This window comes from Stenotrophomonas sp. MMGLT7, assembly GCF_021168555.1.
GTDB lineage: Bacteria > Pseudomonadota > Gammaproteobacteria > Xanthomonadales > Xanthomonadaceae > MMGLT7.
Genome location: NZ_JAJOZS010000017.1, coordinates 1 through 20722, shown reverse-complemented (window position 1 = coordinate 20722; position 20722 = coordinate 1). Strand labels below are relative to the sequence as shown.

Annotated in this window: 17 protein-coding genes; 7 read left to right on the top strand and 10 right to left on the bottom strand. The window is 71.8% G+C overall.

Annotated elements, in window-relative coordinates:
* The first annotated feature begins 117 nt into the window (after positions 1 to 117).
* Positions 118 to 3693 carry a hybrid sensor histidine kinase/response regulator gene (locus LRX76_RS16635; RefSeq protein WP_231806805.1) on the top strand — a complete coding sequence of 1192 codons (3576 nt, stop codon included), beginning with the start codon at positions 118 to 120 and terminating at the stop codon, positions 3691 to 3693.
* Between the two features lie 280 nt (positions 3694 to 3973).
* The gene (locus LRX76_RS16630; protein ID WP_231806749.1) at positions 3974 to 7498 is read left to right on the top strand and encodes an ATP-binding protein; all 3525 of its coding nucleotides are present in this window, start codon (positions 3974 to 3976) and stop codon (positions 7496 to 7498) included.
* A gap of 95 nt (positions 7499 to 7593) precedes the next feature.
* Here LRX76_RS16630 and mdtD read toward each other — a convergent pair whose 3' ends face one another.
* From mdtD to LRX76_RS16600, 6 genes are all read right to left on the bottom strand, one after another.
* A complete protein-coding gene (mdtD, locus tag LRX76_RS16625) occupies positions 7594 to 9015 on the bottom strand; it encodes a multidrug transporter subunit MdtD (protein ID WP_231806748.1) in 1422 nt (473 codons plus the stop codon).
* Positions 9012 to 9494 (bottom strand): hypothetical protein, encoded by a 483-nt coding sequence (locus LRX76_RS16620; RefSeq protein ID WP_231806747.1) that lies wholly within the window; start codon positions 9492 to 9494, stop codon positions 9012 to 9014. Before LRX76_RS16620 ends, mdtD begins: the two co-directional genes overlap by 4 nt.
* Complete coding sequence (gene hemE, locus LRX76_RS16615) at positions 9494 to 10570, bottom strand: uroporphyrinogen decarboxylase (protein ID WP_231806746.1); 1077 nt, start codon at positions 10568 to 10570, stop codon at positions 9494 to 9496. The genes LRX76_RS16620 and hemE overlap by 1 nt, the downstream gene beginning before the upstream one ends.
* An 82-nt stretch (positions 10571 to 10652) precedes the next feature.
* Positions 10653 to 10904, bottom strand: a complete 252-nt coding sequence (locus tag LRX76_RS16610) for a WGR domain-containing protein (RefSeq protein WP_231806745.1) — start codon at positions 10902 to 10904, stop codon at positions 10653 to 10655.
* A gap of 150 nt (positions 10905 to 11054) precedes the next feature.
* Positions 11055 to 12164 (bottom strand): 3-dehydroquinate synthase, encoded by a 1110-nt coding sequence (gene aroB, locus LRX76_RS16605; RefSeq protein WP_231806744.1) that lies wholly within the window; start codon positions 12162 to 12164, stop codon positions 11055 to 11057.
* Positions 12161 to 12703 carry a shikimate kinase gene (locus tag LRX76_RS16600; RefSeq protein WP_231806743.1) on the bottom strand — a complete coding sequence of 181 codons (543 nt, stop codon included), beginning with the start codon at positions 12701 to 12703 and terminating at the stop codon, positions 12161 to 12163. The genes aroB and LRX76_RS16600 overlap by 4 nt, the downstream gene beginning before the upstream one ends.
* A 98-nt stretch (positions 12704 to 12801) precedes the next feature.
* Here LRX76_RS16600 and LRX76_RS16595 point away from each other — a divergent pair, with 98 nt between their 5' ends.
* Positions 12802 to 13005, top strand: a complete 204-nt coding sequence (locus LRX76_RS16595) for a dodecin family protein (RefSeq protein WP_231806742.1) — start codon at positions 12802 to 12804, stop codon at positions 13003 to 13005.
* Positions 13006 to 13257: 252 nt separating this feature from the next.
* Here LRX76_RS16595 and LRX76_RS16590 read toward each other — a convergent pair whose 3' ends face one another.
* On the bottom strand, positions 13258 to 14082 hold the full coding sequence (locus LRX76_RS16590) for a kinase (RefSeq protein WP_231806741.1): 825 nt from the start codon (positions 14080 to 14082) through the stop codon (positions 13258 to 13260).
* A 43-nt stretch (positions 14083 to 14125) separates the two neighbouring features.
* Here LRX76_RS16590 and pdxH point away from each other — a divergent pair, with 43 nt between their 5' ends.
* A complete protein-coding gene (pdxH, locus tag LRX76_RS16585; RefSeq protein ID WP_231806740.1) occupies positions 14126 to 14737 on the top strand; it encodes a pyridoxamine 5'-phosphate oxidase in 612 nt (203 codons plus the stop codon).
* 3 nt (positions 14738 to 14740) lie between these two features.
* Positions 14741 to 15085 (top strand): hypothetical protein, encoded by a 345-nt coding sequence (locus LRX76_RS16580; RefSeq protein WP_231806739.1) that lies wholly within the window; start codon positions 14741 to 14743, stop codon positions 15083 to 15085.
* Positions 15086 to 15210: 125 nt separating this feature from the next.
* Here the strand turns inward: LRX76_RS16580 and LRX76_RS16575 are convergent, their stop codons facing one another.
* The 3 genes from LRX76_RS16575 to LRX76_RS16565 all read right to left on the bottom strand — a co-directional run bounded on the left by LRX76_RS16575 (position 15211) and on the right by LRX76_RS16565 (position 18244).
* On the bottom strand, positions 15211 to 16560 hold the full coding sequence (locus LRX76_RS16575; protein WP_231806738.1) for an MFS transporter: 1350 nt from the start codon (positions 16558 to 16560) through the stop codon (positions 15211 to 15213).
* Positions 16561 to 16691: 131 nt separating this feature from the next.
* The gene (gene proC, locus LRX76_RS16570; protein WP_231806737.1) at positions 16692 to 17540 is read right to left on the bottom strand and encodes a pyrroline-5-carboxylate reductase; all 849 of its coding nucleotides are present in this window, start codon (positions 17538 to 17540) and stop codon (positions 16692 to 16694) included.
* 26 nt (positions 17541 to 17566) lie between these two features.
* Positions 17567 to 18244, bottom strand: a complete 678-nt coding sequence (locus tag LRX76_RS16565; RefSeq protein WP_231806736.1) for a YggS family pyridoxal phosphate-dependent enzyme — start codon at positions 18242 to 18244, stop codon at positions 17567 to 17569.
* An 87-nt stretch (positions 18245 to 18331) separates the two neighbouring features.
* Here LRX76_RS16565 and LRX76_RS16560 point away from each other — a divergent pair, with 87 nt between their 5' ends.
* Both LRX76_RS16560 and LRX76_RS16555 read left to right on the top strand, forming a co-directional pair.
* The gene (locus LRX76_RS16560) at positions 18332 to 19369 is read left to right on the top strand and encodes a type IV pilus twitching motility protein PilT (RefSeq protein WP_231806735.1); all 1038 of its coding nucleotides are present in this window, start codon (positions 18332 to 18334) and stop codon (positions 19367 to 19369) included.
* 119 nt (positions 19370 to 19488) lie between these two features.
* Positions 19489 to 20619 (top strand): PilT/PilU family type 4a pilus ATPase, encoded by a 1131-nt coding sequence (locus LRX76_RS16555; RefSeq protein WP_231806734.1) that lies wholly within the window; start codon positions 19489 to 19491, stop codon positions 20617 to 20619.
* Positions 20620 to 20722: the final 103 nt, after the last annotated feature.

Genomic DNA, 20722 nt, shown 5'->3' with positions numbered 1-20722 from the left:
CCATTGCGAGGATTCGGCTGGATAAGCGGACAAGGATGGCCGATGCGGTGCCGTGACGGATGGCGCAACACGATGACGGGGCTGTTCCTGGCGGCACTGGTGCTGTTGCCGGCGGCGATGGCGGCCGCGGCCGCCGGTGCTCCCGCCCAGCCGCACATGCCGCAACTGCCCAGCTTCAGGCTCGCCGGCATGGCCGAGGGCCTGCCCTCCACGGCGATCAACATGCTGGCGCAGGACCGCGCCGGCTACCTGTGGCTGGCCACCAACGACGGGCTGGTGCGCCATGACGGCAGCGGTTTCCAGCTCTGGCGGCACGATCCGGACGATCCGTCCTCGCTGGCCGGCAACGCCGTGCAGGCGCTTTACATCGATGCCCAGGACCGCATCTGGGTGAGTTCGGAGAGCGCCGGGGTCAGCATGCTGGACGCCTCGCGCGAGCGCTTCCGGCACTACCGGCGGGCCGCGCATGCGCAGATGAGCGACGACGACGTGTTCGTGCTGGCCGGGGCGGGCAGCGACCTGTGGTTCGGCAACCATAGCGGCGGGCTGCACCGGCTCTCGGCCGACGGCCGCATCACCCGCTTCGACCTGCAGCGCCTGCTTCCCGGCTTCGAGCCCGGCCCGGTGCTGGCGCTGGCCGCGGTTGGCGGGCGATTGTGGATCGGCACCCTGCGCGGGCTGCTCAGCCTCGATCTCGCCGACGGCACGGTGCGCGGCGAGCCGCTTCCCGAAATCGCCGACGCCGGCGCGGCCGCTGCGGCGGAGGCCGCCCCCGGAGTGTTCTCGCTGACCCTGGTGGACGGCGAACTGTGGGCGGGAACCTCCCGCGGCGTGTACCGGCGCGACGTCGCCGGGCGCTGGCAGGTGCCGCCGTGGTCGGCGATGTTCGCCAACGGCAACATGGTGTGGTCGGTCGCCGCCGCCGGCGACGGCGAGCACTGGATGGGCAGCGAGCGCGGCCTGTGGCTGACCGAGCGGGGACGGGCGCCGACCCTGGTGCGCAACGGCGAGGCGCCGCTGGCCGCCGGGCGCCACGTGCATTCGCTGTGGCGCAGCGCCAGCGGCGAGCTGTGGGTGCCGATCTACGGCCGCGGACTGGCGTACCTGCGCCGCGACTGGCGGCGGGTGGCGGTGCGCCAGCCGCAGCGCGACCTGGGCGACGGCGTGTACTGCGCGCTGGCGCCGGCGCGCGACGGCGCGTTCTGGCAGATCGAGGGCGATGGCCGCCTGCAGCGCTTCGACGCGGCCACCGGTGCCATCGCCGACATGCCGTGGCGGCACGAGCAGATGGGGGCGATGAAGCTGTCGGCATCGCTGCAGGACAGCCGCGGCAGGTTGTGGCTGGGCAACCTGCAGCACCGGCTCAGCCGGCTCGACCTGGCCACCGGCGAACTGCGCCACTGGTCCGCCGGCGGCGTCGACGGGGCGCCGCAAGGCGCGGCGCCGGAGTGGCTGGCCGAGGCCGGCGACGGCAGCGTCTGGCTGGCGACGATGGGCCGGGTGCAGCGCCGCGACGGCGATACCGGCGCGGTCCTGGACGACTTCGCCAACGGCGACGGCCGCGGCCTGGATTCGGGCGACGTGGACCAGCTCGGCACCGGGCCGGGCGGCGGCATCTGGCTGGCCACCGGCGCCGGCATGCGTGCGTGGCGGCCGGCGTCGGGCCGCTTCGAGCCGGTGCCGGGGATGCCGGCGCAGCGCGTGTACAGCTTCGCCTGGTCGGGCAGGCAGCTGTGGCTGCACCGCCTCGACGGGCTCGAGGCCTGGCGGCAGGACGCCGCCGGCCGCTGGACGCGGCGACTGCGGCTGGGGCCGGAGCAGGGCATCGCCGCGGTCGAGTCGGCGGGCATGCAGGTCGATGCGCAGCAGCGGGTGTGGCTGGCGACCCGCCGCGGCCTGCTGCGCATCGATGCGACCGATCCGTCGGCACCGCGCATCCGCAGCTTCGGTGCCCGCGACGGCCTGTCCAGCAAGGAATTCATCGACGGCTGCCTGTTCCTGTCCGGCACCGGCGTGCTCACCGCCGGCACCGCCGACGGCGCCATGCTGATGGTGGACACCACGCTGCCCGACGCGCCGCCCCTGGTGCCGCCGCTGGCGATCGCCGCGGCCAGCGTGCTGCGCGACGGCGAGCGCGTGCTGCTGCCCGAGGCCGGGGGCTTCCGGCTGCGGGTGGGGGACCGGCAACTGCAGGTCGATGCGCGGCTGCTGTCGTTCGGCGACCCGGCCGGCAACCGCTATCGCTCGCGCCTGGAGGGCTTCGACGGCGACTGGGTGGAGCAGGGCGGCAGCGGCGTGCGCGAGTTCTCGGTGCTGCCCGGTGGCCGCTACCGGCTGCAGATGCAGGGCGTGGACCCGTTCGGCAACGCCTCGGCGATCCGGACCCTGCAGTTCAGCGTCGCCCCGCCGTGGTGGCGATCGCCCTGGGGCATCGTCGCGATCGCGATCGTCGCGGTGCTGGCGGTGGTGGCGCTGGCGGCCGGTTACCGGCGCCGCCTGCGGCTGCGCAATGCCTGGCGGCTGTCGCGGCACAAGCAGGAACTGGCCGAGCAGGCCTCGCAGGCCAAGACCCACTTCCTGGCCACGCTCGGCCACGAGATCCGCACACCGATGACCGGGGTGCTGGGCATGAGCGAACTGCTGCTGGAGACCGGGCTCGACGAGCGCCAGAGCGGCTATGCGCGCTCGATCCAGGCCGCCGGCCGGCATCTGCTGCGGCTGGTCAACGATACCCTGGACCTGGCCCGCATCGAGGCCGGCAAGCTGCCGCTGGAACAGGCCGACTTCGACCTGCCGGCGCTGCTCGACGAGGTGGTCGCGCTGGTGGCGCCGACGGCCGAGGCCAAGGGACTGGAGTTCACCTGTCGCCGGCATCCGCGAACGCCCGCGGTGCTGCGCGGCGATGCCAGCCGGGTGCGGCAGATGCTGCTCAACCTGCTGGTCAATGCGATCAAGTTCACCGAGCACGGCCGGGTCGAACTGCAGGCCATGCCGGCGCCGTCACCGGCGGCCGGCGTGCGCTTTGTCGTCTCCGATACCGGACCGGGCATCGATGCGGCCAAGCAGGCGCGGCTGTTCGATCGCTTCGAGCAGGTCGATGGCGCCCGCACCGCCGCGCGCTATGGCGGCAGCGGGCTCGGGCTGGCGATCTGCCGGGAGCTGGCGCTGGCGATGGGCGGCCGCATCGCACTGGACAGCCGGGCCGGGCAGGGCGCGCGCTTCACCCTCGACCTGCCGCTTCCGCCGGGCCGGGCCACGCCGCCGGCCGCGCAGGTCGACGCAGAGGAGCAGAGCGTGCCTGCGACGTCCGGCCGCCGCCTGCTGCTGGTGGAAGACGATGCCACCGTGGCCCAGGTGATCTGCGGCCTGTTGCGCGCGCGCGGCCACGAGGTCGTGCACGTCGCGCACGGCCTGGCCGCACTGGCGGAAGCCGGTGCCGAACGCTTCGACGCGGTGCTGTGCGACCTCGACCTGCCGGGGATGGACGGACTGGCGCTGGCGCGGCAACTGCGCGCGCAGGGCCGCCGCCTGCCGATGGTGGCGGTCACCGCCCGCTCCGACGGCGATGCCGAACGGCAGGCGCTCGATGCCGGCTTCGATGCCTTCGTGCGCAAGCCGGTGACCGGGGCGATGCTGGCGCAGGCGCTGGAGGCCGCGTCGGCGGCGCGGCAGGTGGCAGACGTGCCGGCCTAGGCATCGTCCGTCCTCCCTGCTGCCCCGGAAGTACTGTTCGTCGCCTGCGCGCAAGCGGGAACCCGGTGCGCGGGGAGTTCTCGCTACTGCTCGATCCCATGGCGCAAGCCGCTGGGCCCCGCCTGCGCGGGAACGGCGAGCGCGGGTCTTCCGCACCCCGGTCCGGCCGTGCGCCAATGTGCCGGCCGCGGCACCGGGTCGCGGGCGGTTACCATGGCTGGAGCCGGCCCGGCGGACGGGCTTTCTACACGGGTGTGGCGCCGTCCACGGGAACCAAACGATGCGGCTGGGCAAAGTGTTGTTGCTGTGGGGTTTGCTGCTGCTGGCACAGGGGGCCGGCGCCATCGTGCCGGCCACCCCGCAGCCGCGCCAGATCACCGTGGCCGATGGCCTGCCTTCCAGCAGCATCAACGGCTTCGCCGAGGACCCGCAGGGCTACCTGTGGCTGGCCAGCGCCGATGGCCTGGCGCGCTACGACGGCAACAACTACCGCATCTGGCGCATCGAGGACGGGCTGCGCGACAACATGCTGTGGAGCGTGCACGTGGATGCGCGCAACCGGGTCTGGATCGGCACCCAGAACGCCGGCATGGCCATGCTCAGCGCCGACCGCCGCCGCTTCCACTACTACGACGGCCGCGGCTACCCGCAGATGGGCAGCGACCCGGTCTGGTGCATCACCTCCACCGCCGACGGCAGCGTCTGGTTCGGTACGCCCACGCGCGGCCTGTTCCGCCTCGACCCGGGCGGACGCATGCAGCGCTTCATGCCGGTGCCCGGCGACGAGCACAGCCTGCCGTCGAAGGCGGTCAACTTCCTGGCGCAGGCCCCGGACGGCACCTTGTGGGTGGGTACCAAGGACGGCCTGGCAGCCTGGAACGGCGACGGCTTCGACCGCGTGGACGCCGATGCGCTGCCGTCGAGCGTCATCAACGGCCTCACCGTCGAGGCCGGCGGCCGCCTGTGGATCGCCACCATGGCCGGCGTGAGCCTGCGCCATCCCGATGGCCGCATCGACCCGCATCCGTGGAAGGGCGTGGACCCGGGCCACGTGCTGCAGGTGCTGCTGCGCGATGCCGATGGCGGCTACTGGCTGGATACGCTCTCGGGCATGGGGCGCGCGGTGGACGGGCAGGTGCGCAACGTGCCGCTGTACAGCAAGGCCGCGCAGGGCCTGGTCAAGCCGAACTGGTCCACCGGCTTCCAGGACCGCGAGGGCGGGCTGTGGTTCGCCAGTCCCAACACCGGCCTGTGGCACCTGCCGGCGAACTGGCAGCAGTTCGCGGTGCTGGGCAATCGCCACGACGATCCGTCGACGATGACCAACCCGTACGTGCTCGCCAACGCCGCCGCGGCCGACGGGCGCATCTGGCTGGCGGGCACGCGCGGTGCGCTGGACCGCCTGGATCCGGCCACCGGCGCCATCGAGCACCACCTGCGGCAGATCAACGGACTGCGCTGGCCGCTGTCGGTGCTGGAGGACCGCGCGCGGCAGGTCTGGGTGGGCATGTTCGGCGCGCTGGTTCGCTACGACCCGGCCAGCGGCCAGGTCAGGCGCTGGCATGCCGGCGACGCCACCGATGCGGCGCTGCCCGGCGAGGCCACGCTGATGCGGCAGACCACCGACGGCACCCTGTGGATCTACACCGACATGGCCGGACTGCAGCTGCGCGACCCCGCCGGGCGGGTGTTGCGGCACATCGCTCCGGGCACGCACGGCCTGGCGCAGCGGCTGACGGTGTCGGAGATGCGCATCGGCCCGGACGGGGCGATCTGGCTGGCGACCAGCGAGGGGCTCAAGCGCTGGAACGCCGCTGCGGACAGCTTCGAACAGGTGCCCGGCGCACCGCTGGCGGCGGTGTACGCCTTCCAGGTGGCTGACACCTCCGTCGCCTGGCTGGCGGGCATGGGGGCGCTGGAGAAGTACCTGTGGGACGGGCGGCGCCTGCAACTGCTCGATCGCATCGGCCGCGACCAGCAGTTCCCCGCGCTGGCGCCGACCGGGCTGGTGGTCGATGCCAGCGGCGTGGCCTGGGTGGCCAGCATGCGCGGGCTGATCCGCGTCGATCCGGCCACCCGCGCCATCCGCATCTACGGCGCCCACGACGGCATCTCCAACCCGCAGCTGCGGCAGCAGACCCTGCTGCAGTCCCGCGGCGGCCAGATCGTCGGCGCCACCCCGGACGGGCTGATCCTGTTCGAGCCGCACCGGGTCCGTCCCGCTACCCGGCAGCCGCCGCTGGCGATCGAGCACGTCGGCGTGCGCCGCGGCGAACGCGCGGTGGACCTGACCCATGCCGGGCGGATGCTGATCGAGGATGGCGACCGCGACCTGCAGGTGGTCGCGCACCTGCTCTCGTTCTCCGACGCCGATGCCAACCAGTACCGCTTCCGCCTCAGCGGCTACGACCCGGACTGGGTGGACGTGGGCAGCAGCGGCGAGCGCCTGTTCTCGCGGCTGCCGCCTGGACGCTACCTGCTGGAGGTGCAGGGGCAGACCGCCGATGGCGTCTGGTCGCAGGTGCAGACGCTGCGCTTCCAGGTGCTGCCGCCGTGGTGGCGCAGCGACTGGGGGATCGCGCTGGCGGTGCTGCTGGCGATGGCCATGGCGGTGCTCGCGGCCTGGCTGTACCGGCGTCGCCTGCAGCGCCGCCATGCCTGGCAGCTGGCGCTGCAGAAGCAGGAACTGGCCGAGCAGGCCTCGCTGGCCAAGACCCGCTTCCTGGCCACGCTGGGGCACGAGGTGCGCACGCCGATGACCGGGGTGCTGGGCATGAGCGAACTGCTGCTGGCCACGCCGCTGGACGGCAAGCAGCGCAGCTATACCGAATCCATCCGCCGTGCCGGCTCGCACCTGCTGCGGCTGGTCAACGACGCGCTGGACCTGGCGCGCATCGAGGCCGGCCGGCTCGACCTGGAGCCGCAGCACTTCGACCTGCGCCAGCTGGTCGCCGAGGTGGAGGGGCTGATGGCGCCGATGGCGGTCAGGCGCGGCCTGCGCTTCGAGCTGGACAATGCGCTGCCGGCCGTGGTCACCGCCTACGGCGATCCCATGCGCGTGCGCCAGATCCTGCTCAACCTGCTCGGCAACGCGATCAAGTTCACCGAGCGCGGGCAGGTGTCGTTGCGCATCTCCTCGGTGGTGCCGCACCACATGATCCGCTTCCAGGTGATCGATACCGGCCCGGGCATCGGCGCCGAGCAGAAGGCGCGGCTGTTCCGGCGCTTCGAGCAGGCCGACGGCGCCCGCACCGCCGCCCGCTACGGCGGCAGCGGCCTGGGCCTGGCGATCTGCCAGGAGCTTGCGCTGGCGATGGGCGGGCACATCGAGGTCGACAGCCAGCTCGGCGCGGGCTCGCGCTTCAGCGTGGACCTGCCGCTGCCGTGGGCCGAATCCGCAGTGGCCGCCGCCGCGCCGGCCGAGGCGGCGGCAGCGGCCGTGGCCTCGCCGCTGTGCGTGCTGCTGGTGGAGGACGACCCCACCATCGCCGAGGTCATCGCCGGCCTGCTGCGCATGCACGGCCACACCGTCCACCATGCAGCGCACGGCCTGGCGGCATTGGCGGAAACCACGGCCACCCGCTTCGACCTGGCGCTGCTCGACCTGGACCTGCCCGGCCTGGACGGGCTGGCGCTGGCGCGGCAGCTGCGTGCGCTCGGCCAGGACATGCCGCTGATCGCGGTGACCGCACGCACCGACGCCGAGGCCGAGCCGCAGGCCCGCGCGGCCGGGTTCGACGGCTTCCTGCGCAAGCCGGTCACCGGCCGCATGCTGGCCGAGGCGATGGCTTTGGTTCGGGAGTAGGGATTCGGGATTGGGGATTCGCAAGAGCAGCGGTGCTCGCGTTCCTGCGGGGCCGGAGCGTTTGCGAATCCCCAATCCCCAATCCCCAATCCCCGCTACTCAACCACCTGCTCGACCTGCTTGGGATGCGGCCGCGTCTCGGGCAGCTGCCAGAAGATCAGCGTCGAGGTCAGGGTGATCGCGCCGACGCAGACGAAGGTGGCGTGCAGCGCCGCGGTGGCGCCGTGCGCGCCGCCCAGGTGGGCGTCGAAGGCGGTCAGCAGGCTGCCCGCGGCGGCGGCGCCGAAGCCGGTGGCCAGCATCATCGTCATCGACAGCAGGCTGTTGCCGGAACTGGCCTGCTGGTAGTCCAGGTCGCGCAGCGTCACCGTGTTCATCACGGTGAACTGCAGCGAGTTGACCGCGCCGAACAGCGCCAGCTGCAGCAGCCGCCAGCCCAGGTGCTGGCCGGGTTCGACCAGCATGAAGCTGGCCATGGCGATGCCCACCAGCACGGTGTTGACCATCAGCACGCGGCGGTAGCCGAAGCGCTCCACCAGCTTCACCGCCGCGCGCTTGGAGGCCATGCCGGCCAGCGCCACCGGGATCATCATCAGCCCCGCGTTCATCGGGCTCATGCCCAGGCCGACCTGCAGCAGCAGCGGGATCAGCAGCGGCATCGCGCTGCTGCCCACGCGCGAGAACAGGTTGCCGAGGATACCGATGCGGAAGCTGACCACCTTGAACAGCTGCAGCGAGAACAGCGGCGTGCGGCTGTTGGCCGCGTGCAGCCAGTAGCCGGCCAGCGCCGCCAGGCCGGCGAACGCCAGCAGCATCGCCCAGGCATGGTGCCCGCTGGCATCGGATACGCCATCCAGCGCCAGCGACAGCGCGATCATGCCGAAGGCCAGCATCGCGTAGCCGGGCAGGTCGAAGCGCTGGCGCTGCTGCGCGTAGCGGTCCGGCATCACCCGCAGGGCGAAGACGAAGCCGATCAGCCCGATCGGCAGGTTGATCAGGAACACCCAGTGCCAGGAGGCCACCTCGACCAGCCAGCCGCCCAGGGTGGGGCCGACCAGCGGTCCGACCAGCGCCGGGATGGCGATGAAGCTCATCGCCTTGAGGAAGTGCTCGCGCGGCACCGAGCGCAGCACCGCCAGCCGCCCGACCGGCAGCAGCAGCGCCCCGCCGATGCCCTGCAGCACGCGCGCGGCCACCAGCCACGGCAGCGTCGGCGACAGCGCGCAGGCCAGCGAGCCGGCTGTGAACACCACGATCGCCGCCAGGAAGGTGCGGCGGGTGCCGTAGCGGTCGGCGATCCAGCCCGATGCCGGGATGAAGCTGGCCACCGCCAGCGCGTAGCTGAACACCACCGACTGCATCTGCAGCGGGCTCTCGCCCAGGCTGCGCGCCATCGCCGGCAATGCCGTGTTGACGATGGTCGAGTCCAGCATGTTCATGAAGATCGCCAGCGACACCAGCCACAGCAGCGGCCGGAAGCTGGCATAGCTGGGTACCGGGGCGGTCTCGGTGCTCACGGCAGCCTGTCGGCTTCCATCACCCCGGCCATCGGGTCGTAGTAGAACCAGGCGCTTTGCCTGTTCGCCAGCCAGGTCATGCGCGCGCGCTGCGCGGCCGGGACGTGGCACAGCGGCGAGGCGCCGGCGATCGCCGGTTCCGCAGGCGCTTCGGCCAGCATGTCCCGCAGCGTGGGCGCAGGCGGGTCGCTCCAGTCGAGGCAGCTTGCCTGCGCCGCGTCGGCCTCGTCCCAGAGCATCTTCTTCCGGAACGCGCGGCGGCCGTCCTCGGACAGCACCCGGGCCGGGCGGACGTCGCCGTCGCCGGTCACGGTGGTGGCGCGGTAATCGTCGCCGTCGCGCTCGACGATCCACACCGGCTGGCCCGGCGCGGCGGTGAAGCGGTGGCCGTAGCGGCCGGCGAACTCCACCTCGGCGGCCTGCAGCGGGCCGGCCAGCGCCATCGCCGCCAACGCGGGCAGGCGCAAGCGGACAGCCATCAGCGGGTGCTCCACCGGTGCACCGCCTCGACCAGCGCGGCGACGTGCTCGGGGTCCATGTCCGGGGACAGGCCGTGGCCGAGGTTGAACACGTGGCCCTCGCGCGAGCCGCCGTTGCCGGCGGCGTAGCCGTCCAGCACCCGTTGCGCCTGCGAGGCGATCGCCTCCGGGCGTGCGTACAGCGTGGCCGGGTCCAGGTTGCCCTGCAGCGCCACCTTGCCGCCGGTGCGGCGCGCGGCTTCGCCCAGTTCCACCGTCCAGTCCACGCCCAGTGCCTCGGCGCCGCTGCCGGCGAGTTCCTCCAGGTAGGGCGCATTGCCCTTGCCGAACAGGATCAGCGGGGTGCGGCCGGCGTCCTCGCCGCGCGGCAGTTCGCGGGCGATGCGGGCCAGGTAGGGCAGGGAGAACTCGCGGTACATCGCCGGGCCGAGCACGCCGCCCCAGGTGTCGAACACCTGCAGCGCCTGCGCGCCGGCCGCGCGCTGCGCGGACAGGTAGGCGATGACCGCGTCGGTCACGACCGTCAGCAGCCGGTGCAGCAGCTGCGGCGTGTCCAGCGCCATCGCCTTGATGCGCGCGTAGTCCTTGCTGCCGCCGCCCTCGACCATGTAGCAGGCCAGCGTCCACGGGCTGCCGGAAAAGCCGATCAGCGGCACCTTGCCGCCCAGCTCGCGGCGGATCAGCCGCACCGCGTCCATCACGTAGCCCAGATCGGTCTCCATGTCCGGCACCGCCAGCCGCGCGATCTCGGCCTCGCTGCGCAGCGGATGGCGGAACTTCGGGCCCTCGCCCTCGACGAAGTACAGCTCCAGCCCCATTGCGTCGGGGATGGTGAGGATGTCGGAAAAAAGGATCGCCGCATCCAGCGGGAAGCGCGCCAGCGGCTGCAGGGTGACCTCGCAGGCCAGTTCCGGGGTCTTGGCCATGGCCAGGAAGCTGCCGGCGCGGGCGCGGGTGGCGCGGTACTCGGGCAGGTAGCGGCCGGCCTGGCGCATCAGCCAGATGGGGGTGCGGTCCACCGGCTGGCGGCGCAGCGCGCGCAGCAGGCGATCGTTGGCGAGAGGCGGGTGGGTCACGTGGAGGATTCCTTGCGGGCAGGTCCGGGCCGGGCCGGAGCATGCGGATGGGAGCGCGGTGGCGATGGTCGCGGACCGGGGCTCATCCCGGCGTGGCGCCCTGGATGAACATCACCTGGAAGCCGCGCTTGAGCTGGGTGTCGCGTGCCTTCTCGAAGGCGCGCACCGCCTCGTCCTGCAGCAGGTACTGCTCGCGCCGCAGCTGCGCGCGGCCGCCGGTGTGGCCGGTCTCGCGCAGCAGCTCCCAGCCGCCGAACAGGTCCGGCTGCAGGCTCAGCTGGACATAGCGCGGCGGATCGCTGCCGACGGGCGGTTGTTGCAGGAGGATGCGCATGCCCCGATTGTAGCGGTGTGGCACGCGGGCCGTAGGAGCGACCGTAGGAGTGACTTCAGTCGCGATGGGGCCTTCCCGGTAAAACCCGATCGCGACTGAAGTCGCTCCTACGGTCGCTCCTGCAAGTGCAATCCCGCACGACGCGTTGGTTCAACCCGCGCGCAGGATCTCCAGCACCCGCGCCTCGTCCACGTCCGCCACCACCTCGGCCTGGCCGATGCCGCGCCACAGCACCAGGCGCAGGCGCCCGGCGATGTTCTTCTTGTCCAGGCGCATGCGCGCCAGCAGCGCCGGCGGCTCCAGCCCGGCCGGGATGGCGGTGGGCAGGCCGTAGGCGTGCAGCAGCTGCCGCAGCGCCTCGCTGTCGGCGTCGGCGGCCATGCCCAGCGCGGCGGACAGGCGCGCCGCCAGCACCATGCCCACCGCCACCGCCTCGCCGTGGTTGAGGTTGTCGTTGCCGGGGGCGCCGTAGCCCTGCTCGGTCTCGATGGCATGGCCGAAGGTGTGGCCGAAGTTGAGCAGCGCGCGCTCGCCCTTTTCCAGCGGGTCGCGGGCGACGATCTCGGCCTTGTGCTCGCAGCTGCGCGCGATCGCCTGCGCCAGCGCGGCGTCGTCGCCGGCCAGCAGCGCCTCGCGCTCGGCGGCCAGCCACTGGAAGAACAGCGGGTCGCGGATGGCGCCGTACTTGATCGTCTCGGCCAGCCCGGCGCGCAGCTCGCGCGGCGGCAGCGTGCGCAGCGCCGAGGTGTCGGCGATCACCGCGCGCGGCGGGTGGAAGGCGCCGACCAGGTTCTTGCCCTGGGGGATATCCACCGCGGTCTTGCCGCCGACCGAGGAATCGACCATCGCCAGCAGCGTGGTCGGCAGCTGCACGCAGTCGATGCCGCGCATCCAGCACGCCGCGGCGAAGCCGGCCAGGTCGCCGACCACGCCGCCGCCGAGGGCGAACACGCAGGCATCGCGGCTGGCGCCGAGTCCGGCCAGCGTGTCGATGGCGCGGGCGAAGCTGTCCAGGGTCTTGGACGCCTCGCCGGCGGGGATGACCAGTTCGCGGATGCGCAGCTGCGGATTGGCTTGCAGCAGCGCGGCGCTGACCTGCGGGGCGTACAGCGGCGCCACCTGCGAATCGCTCAGCAGCAGCACGTGGCGGCCGCGCACGCGCGCGGCCAGGCGCGCGCCGTCGCCCAGCAGGCCCGGGCCGATGGCGATGGTGTAGGGCGTGTCGCCGCCGACGTCGACGGTGCGCGGGGAAGTGTTCATTGGCTGTATTCCGTTGATTGCCAGGTTGCCGCCAGTTGCAGCGCCAGGCGCGCGGTGGCTTCGCTGGGCGAAAGGTGGTCGGTGTCTATTTCCAGGTCCGCCACTTCGCGGTACAGCGGTTCGCGCTGGCGGGTGAGTTCGTGCAGGATCTGGACGCGGTCGCCGCGCTGCAGCAGCGGGCGGCTGCGGTCGCGCTGCAGGCGCTGCAGCTGCGATTCCACGCCCACGCGCAGGTACACCGCGAAGCTGCGCTCGCGGATGTGGCGGCGGTTGTCGTGGTGCAGGACCGCGCCGCCGCCGGTGGAGATCAGCCGGCCGCGGCCCTGCAGCAGTTCCTGCAGTACCGTGCGCTCGTGCTCGCGGAAGCCGGCTTCGCCGGAGTGCTCGAAGATCGTGTTGATGCTGGCGCCGGCGCGCTCGACGATGGCCTGGTCGGCATCGACGAATTCCAGGCCGAAACGCTCGGCCAGGCGCCGGCCGATGCTGCTCTTGCCGGCACCCATCGGGCCAACCAGCACGAGGTTCGGGGCGGGATTCATCGCGCAGATGCTAGCACCTCGTCCCGGTCCCTTAACACCGGCGCCGGTAGCGTGCGAACACCGGTGAACGGCCGGGATCGCAGAGGGAGCAGGCAGCCATGTCCGTTGCAAAAATCATCGAGGTCAACGCGTCGTCCCCTACCAGCGTGGAGGATGCGGTCAAGGCCGGGCTTGCCAAGACCGCCGAGACGGTGAAGAACATCCAGGGCGCGTGGGTCAACGAGATCAAGGTAGTGACCGATCCGGGCGGGGAGATCAGCGAGTGGCGGGTCAACCTGCGCATCACCTTCGTGGTGGAGTAGCCGGCGCACCGCGAAGCCTTGTCTCTTCATTGCAAGCCCCGGCGCCGCAGTTCCCTTCTCCCGCTTGCGGGGGAAGGTGGCGCGCAGCGCCGGATGGGGGTGCTTTCGCCTTTTGCTTTCCCATGCTCCGAACAGCCCCCATCCGCCCTTCGGGCACCTTCCCCCGCAAGCGGGAGAAGGGAGCTTGCCGGTACTTGAAGAGCCGACTGCGCGCGGGCGATGGCGCTGCCGGCACTTGCGGCAGGCAGCGCCCTAATCCGGCTGCGCCGTGCGCTGCTCGTCCAGCTGCACGGTGCGGTCGGCGATGCCGGGCAGGGTGCGCATGGCCTGCCGGCTGACGCGCTCGTAGAACTGCACGAAGCGCTCCACCTGCTCGCGCGTCATCCCCTTCCTGCCCGGCTCCGCCGCCTGCAGCGCCTGTTCCTGCTGCCAGCGCCATTCGGGCACGATCTCGAAGCCGGGCGCCTGCAGGTACCACAGCCGGTCGAAGCGCTGCCACAGCGCCGGGTAGTCGCGGCCGAGCGACTCGTTGACCGCGCGGCGCCAGCGGCCGTCGGCGTCCTCGTCGCGCTCGAGCGTGTTGATCGGCGTGAGCAGCGCGGCCTCGCTTTCCGGCGGCGTACCGAGGAACCAGCCCTCCACCACCACCAGGTCCAGCGGATGGTCGACGCGGGTCCAGCGGTCGGGGCGGTGGCGGTCGTCGGACAGCTTGTCGAAGCGCGGCAGCAGGGTCGGCTCGCCCGCGGCCAGCGCGTCGAGCGTGCGCAGCGCCAGCGCCAGGTCGTGGCTGCCGGGAGGGCCGCGCGTCTCCAGCAGCGGATGGCGCCTGTGCGCCAGTTCGCGGCGCTCGGCGCGGGTGAGGTAGACGTCGTCGATCGACAGCGTGGCCGCCCGCAGCCCGCGCCGGGCGGCCGCTTCCACCACCTGCGCGGCCAGGGTGGACTTGCCGCTGCCCTGCAGGCCGGTGATCGCCAGCAACGGCAGGCGGCTGCCGGCGGACAGCGCGTCGTCCAGCGCCGCCTGCACCAGCGTGTCGGGGAAACCTTTGCTCGGGTTCATGTGCGCACCGCGGTTCATATGGCCACAATAGGGTAATGCCCTCCCGTTCCAGGCGCCTGCCATGACCGAAACCGCTGCCGATCTGTACGCCGAAGCCCTGTCCACCTTCGCCAGCCTGTACGAGGAGGCCAAGGCCAGCGACGAGGTCGAACCCAACGCGATGGCGCTCGCCACCGCCACCCCGGATGGCCGGCCCTCGGTGCGCACGGTGCTGCTGAAGGCGTTCGACCCGCGCGGCTTCGTGTTCTACAGCCATGTGGAGAGCCCCAAGGGCCGCGACCTGCAGCTCAATCCGCAGGCGGCGCTGCTGTTCCTGTGGCGGCGGCTGCGCGAGGCCGGCATCCAGGTACGCGTCGAGGGCGAGGTGCAGCGCGTGCCTGCCGCCGAGGCCGACGCCTACTTCGCCTCGCGCCCGCGCATGAGCCAGATCGGTGCCTGGGCCTCGGCGCAGTCGCAGACGCTGCCCTCGCGCGAGGAGTTCGAGCAACGCCTGGCCAAGGTCGAGGCCAACTTCGAAGGTCGCGAGGTGCCGCGTCCGGAGGGCTGGGGCGGTTTCTGCGTGGTGCCGGCGCGCATCGAGTTCTGGTACGGCGCCGGTTTCCGCCTGCACGAGCGCTGGCGCTACGAGCGCGACGCCGCCGGCACGTGGTCCAAGCGCATGCTGTTCCCCTGAGCCATGCGGCTGGAACCGGTCTACCGCATCACCGTGTTCGTCCCGCCCGAGCACCTGGAGCGGCTCAAGCGCGGCATCCTCGCCGTCGATCCGCTCGGTGCCGGCCACTACGACCAGGTGATGTGGACCGCCGCGCCGGGCGAGGAGCAGTTCCGCCCGCTGGCCGGCGCCGATCCGGCGCTGGGCCGCATCGGCGAGGTCGCCCGCGCGCCCAGCGTGCGCCTGGAGTTCGCCATCGCCCGCGACCGGCAGCTGCTGCAGCGGATGATCGAGCAGGGCATCCACGCCCACCACCCGTGGGAGGTGCCGGCGGTGTTCGTCGACGAGGCATTGTTCCCGGTGCCCTAGAGCCTGTTCACAATCCCGGGATGGAGGCGGCAGATGCCGGTCGGCCACCGTGGCTCGGCAATGGCAAGCAGCGAGAGCCACCCGTAGGAGCTCCTACGTCCTGCCGGGAGATCTTGAACGGGTTCCTAGCCGCCGGTTCCGGTGCGCCGCGCCACCGCGATCGCCAGCAGCGCCATCAGCCAGGCCAGCGCGAAGTTGGCCAGGTAGGCGCCCGCGGTCGAACGCGCGAGCAGCGCGGCGAACAGCGAGCCGCCGATCGCCAGCGCCGTGGCCACCGCGATCGCCTCGCACAGCTGCAGTGCCGAGGTGTTCAGGCCCTGCTCGTGCGGTGGCGACAGCGACAGCGTCAGGATCGACAGGCTGGGATACACCAGCCCCATGCCCAGGCCGCTGAGCGTCCAGCCCGCGATCGCCAGCCACGTCGGCACCGCCGGCCAGACCGCGGCGGTACTCAGAACGATGCCGCCCGCCAGCAGCGAGGTGCCGGCCAGCAGCAGACTGGAGCGGTGCCAGCCGTGGCGGTTGTGGCCCTGGTACCAGGAGCCGCTGAACCATCCCAGCGCGCCCAGGCTCAGGGCGGCGCCGGCCAGCGCCGGGGCCAGCCCGCGCTCGCGCGAGAGCAGCAGCGGGATGAACGCCTCGGTGCCGAAGAACGCCGCGGTGGCGATGCCGCGCAGGGCGATCACGCTGGGCAGGCCGCGCGCCAGGCGCAGCGTGCCGCGCGGCAGCAGGCGCCAGCTGCAGGTGCCCAGCAGCACCACGGCCGGCAGCGCCGCGGCCAGCGTGTTCAGGCCGTGCAGCTGCCCGGCCAGGTACAGCAGGCAGACGCCGGCGGCGGCACCGCCGGCCCAGCCGATGCGGGCGGCCGAGGCGCGTCCGGCCGGCGCCGGCGGCAGGGTGCGCAGCGCCGGCTGCAGCAACAGCATCGAGGGCAGGGCCAGCATCGGCACCAGCAGGAACACCCAGCGCCAGCCGATGTGTTCGACGATCAACCCGCTCAGCGCCGGGCCGACCAGCGAGGGCACCACCCAGCCGGCGGAGAACGCGGCGAAGATGCGTGGCCGCAGCGCTTCCGGATACAGCCGCCCGACCACCACGTACAGCGCCACCGCCATGGCGCCCGCGCCCAGCCCCTGCAGCATGCGGCCGGCGACCAGCATGGGCATCGTCGTGGCGAACCCGGCCAGCAGCAGTCCGGCGACGAACACCGCCAGCCCGCACCACAGCGGCCGCGCCGGGCCGTGGACGTCGCTCCAGCTGCCGGCCGCGGTCATGCCGACCACGCTGGTGGCCAGGGTGCCGCCGAAGGCAAGCGCGTACAGCCGCAGGCCGTCGAGTTCGCGCGCCACCGTCGGCATGGCGGCGGCCACCGCCAGCGATTCGAAGGCGATCAGCGAGATCAGCGCCACCATGCCCAGCGTGGCGGCGCGGTAGCGCGGCGACAGCAGCGAGGGCAGGGGGAGGGGGATATCCACGGCGACGATTGTTGCAGGTGTTGGGATTGGGGATTCGGGATTTGGGATTCGGGATTCGCAAAGGCGCTTTTGCTTCGACCAATTCCCAATCCCGAATGCCGAATCCCGCCGCCCCCAGGGGGGCGGCCCACTCAATCGTTCGCGGCCGAAAGCTCGGCACCGCGCCTGGCGGCGGCAGCCACCGCCGCGGCCACCAGCCGTTCGAAGCCGCCGGCCTGGAACGTCTCGATCGCCGCCTGGGTGGTGCCGTTGGGCGAGGTCACGCGGCGACGCAGCTCGGACGGCGCCTCGTCCGACTCGGTCAGCATGCGCGCCGCGCCGCGCAGCGTCTGCGCCACCAGGGTGCGTGCGGCATGCGCAGGCAGGCCCTGGGCGATGCCGGCCGCCTCCATCGCCTCGGCCAGCAGGAACACGTAGGCCGGGCCGCTGCCCGACACCGCGGTCACCGCGTCCATCAGCGCCTCGTCGTCGATCCATACCGTGGCACCGGCGCTGCCGAGCAGGCGCTCGGCCTGTTCGCGCTGGACCGCCGAGGCTTGCTCGTTGGCATGCAGGCCGGTCACGCCGGCCCCCAGCAGCGCCGGCGTGTTCGGCATCGCGCGCACCACCGGCAGGCCGCCGCCGAGCCAGCGCTGCAGCTGCGCGCTGGTGATGCCGGCGGCGATCGACACCACCAGCGGGTGCTGCGCCTGCGCCAGCAGCTGCAGCGATTCGCACACGCCGCGCAGCACCTGCGGCTTGACCGCGAACAGCCACAGCTTGCTGCCGTGCACGGCCTCGGCGGCGTCGGCGAAGGTGTGCACGGCGAACTCGCGTTCCAGTGCCTGGCGCAGCCCGGCGTTGGGCTCGGCCACGCGGATGCCGGCGCCGGTGAAGCCGCGGCCGATGAGACCGGAGATCAGGCTGCGTGCCATGTTGCCGCCGCCGATGAAGGCGACCGTGCCGCGGCCCTGGGAGTCGGAAGGAAGTTCGGAAGACATGGCGGGGTCCAAGGTCGGTGAAGGGTTCAGTGCGGTGGCCGGCTGCCGAACAGCGCCGTGCCCACCCGCACCATGGTCGCGCCTTCGGCGATGGCCTGGGCGAAATCCGCGCTCATGCCCATCGACAGCGTATCGGCCTGCGGGTAGCGCGTGGCCAGCGTATCGAACAGGGCGCGCATGCGCCGGAACGCTTCGCGGCGCCGCGATGCCTCCGGGAACGGCGCCGGGATCGCCATCAGCCCGCGCAGCGCCAGCCGCGGCTGCGCGGCGACGGCCTCGGCCAGTGCCGGGACCTGCTCCGGCGCGCAGCCGTGCTTGCTGGCCTCGTCGTCGATGTTGACCTGGATGAGCACGTTCAGCGGAGGCCGCCCGTCGGGCCGGTGGCGCGCCAGCGGCTCGACCAGCTTGGGCCGGTCCACGGTCTGCACCCAGTCGAACAGCCGTGCGGCGATGTCGGCCTTGTTGGACTGCAGGTGGCCGATCAGGTGCCACTCCAGCCCCAGGCCTTCCAGCTCGGCCGCCTTGGCCATCGCCTCCTGCACGTAGTTCTCGCCGAACGCACGCTGTCCCTGGGCGGCCAGGGCCGCCACCGCGCTGGCCGGCTGGGTCTTGGACACGGCCAGCAGCACGGCCTGCGCACGTCCCGCGGCGCGTGCCGCCTCGGCCATTTCCCGGCGGATTTCCTGGAGTTGCGAAGTCGGCACGGTGTCGGGTTCCAGCACAGGCAAGGACCGCTATACTGCCGCCCGGGGAAAAATCCTTCCAGTCGCAGCCCAGGGGAAAAGCAGCGCATGGATATCGCTGAACTGTTGGCGTTCTCGGTGAAGAACAAGGCATCGGACCTGCACCTGTCCGCGGGGCTGCCGCCGATGATCCGCGTGGACGGCGACGTGCGCCGCATCAACATCCCGGCGCTGGACCACAAGCAGGTGCATGCGCTGGTCTACGACATCATGTCCGACAAGCAGCGGCGCGACTACGAGGAGTTCCTCGAGGTCGACTTCTCCTTCGAGATCCCGTCGCTGGCGCGCTTCCGCGTCAACGCCTTCAACCAGAACCGCGGCGCCGGCGCGGTGTTCCGCACCATTCCCTCCGAGGTGCTGACGCTGGAGGACCTGGGCTGCCCGCCGATCTTCCGCCAGCTGATCGAGCAGCCGCAGGGGCTGATCCTGGTGACCGGGCCGACCGGCTCGGGCAAGTCGACCACGCTGGCGGCGATGATCGACCACATCAACAAGAACGAGTACGGCCACATCCTCACCGTCGAGGACCCGATCGAGTTCGTCCACACCTCGCAGAAGTGCCTGATCAACCAGCGCGAGGTGCACCGCGACACCCACGGCTTCAGCGAGGCGCTGCGCTCGGCGCTGCGCGAGGACCCGGACATCATCCTGGTCGGCGAGCTGCGCGACCTGGAGACCATCCGCCTGGCGCTGACCGCCGCCGAGACCGGCCACCTGGTGTTCGGCACCCTGCACACCAGCTCGGCGGCCAAGACCATCGACCGCATCATCGACGTGTTCCCGGCCGGCGAGAAGCCGATGGTGCGCTCGATGCTGTCCGAGTCGCTGCGTGCGGTGATCAGCCAGGCGCTGCTGAAGAAGGTCGGCGGCGGCCGCACCGCGGCATGGGAGATCATGGTCGGCACCCCGGCCATCCGCAACCTGATCCGCGAGGACAAGGTGGCGCAGATGTACTCGGCCATCCAGACCGGCCAGCAGTACGGCATGCAGACCCTCGACCAGCACCTCCAGGACCTGGTCAAGCGCAGCCTGATCACCCGCCACCAGGCACGCGAGTACGCCAAGGACAAGCGGATATTCGAGTAGCTGGGATTGGGGATTGGGTATTCGGGATTCGTAAAAGCCGGAAGCGGGACCCGGGAAGTGGATTGCTCTTGCGAATCCCCAATCCCGAATCCCCCATCCCGGCTCCGCAGGAGCCACAAATGAGCACCATCGACTTCACCTCCTTCCTCCGGCTGATGGCGCACCAGAAGGCGTCGGACCTGTTCATCACCGCGGGCATGCCGCCGGCGATGAAGGTGCACGGCAAGATCGGCCCGATCACGCAGTCGCCGCTGACGCCGCAGCAGAGCCGCGACCTGGTGCTGAACGTGATGACCCCGGCCCAGCGCGAGGAGTTCGAGAAGACCCACGAGTGCAACTTCGCCATCGGCCTGGCCGGGGTGGGGCGCTTCCGCGTGAGCTGCTTCTACCAGCGTGGCCAGGTCGGCATGGTGCTGCGCCGGATCGAGACGCGCATCCCCACGGTGGAGGAGCTCAACCTGCCGCCGGTGGTCAAGACCCTGGCGATGACCCGGCGCGGCATCATCCTGTTCGTCGGCGCCACCGGCACCGGCAAGTCCACCTCGCTGGCGGCGATGATCGGCTATCGCAACCAGAACTCGACCGGCCACATCATCACCATCGAGGACCCGATCGAGTTCGTGCACAAGCACGAGGGCTGCATCATCACCCAGCGCGAAATCGGCATCGACACCGACAGCTGGGACAACGCGCTCAAGAACACCCTGCGCCAGGCGCCGGACGTGATCATGATCGGCGAGGTGCGCACCCGCGAGAGCATGGACCACGCCATCGCCTTCGCCGAGACCGGCCACCTGGTGCTGTGCACGCTGCACGCCAACAACGCCAACCAGGCGATGGACCGCATCATCAACTTCTTCCCCGAGGACCGCCGCAGCCAGCTGCTGATGGACCTGTCGCTCAACCTCAAGGGCGTGATCGCCCAGCAGCTGATCCCGACCCCGGACGGCAAGGGCCGCCGGGTGGCGCTGGAGATCCTGCTGGGCACGCCACTGATCCAGGACTACATCCGCGAAGGCGAGATCCACAAGCTCAAGGAGGTGATGAAGGAATCCACCAACCTGGGCATGAAGACCTTCGACCAGAGCCTGTTCGAGCTGTACCAGGCCGGCGAGATCAGCTACGACGACGCCCTGCGCCACGCCGACTCGCAGAACGAGGTGCGCCTGCGCATCAAGCTCTCCCAGGGTGGCGATGCCCGCACCCTGGCGCAGGGGCTGGACGGGGTGGAGGTCGCCGAGGCGCGCTAGCCAGGGCCTCGGCTCCCCTGTGCCCCGCACATGTGCAGGGCACACGGGAGCGCCGTAGGAGCGACTTCAGTCGCGATGGGGCCTTCCCGGTAAAGCCCCATCG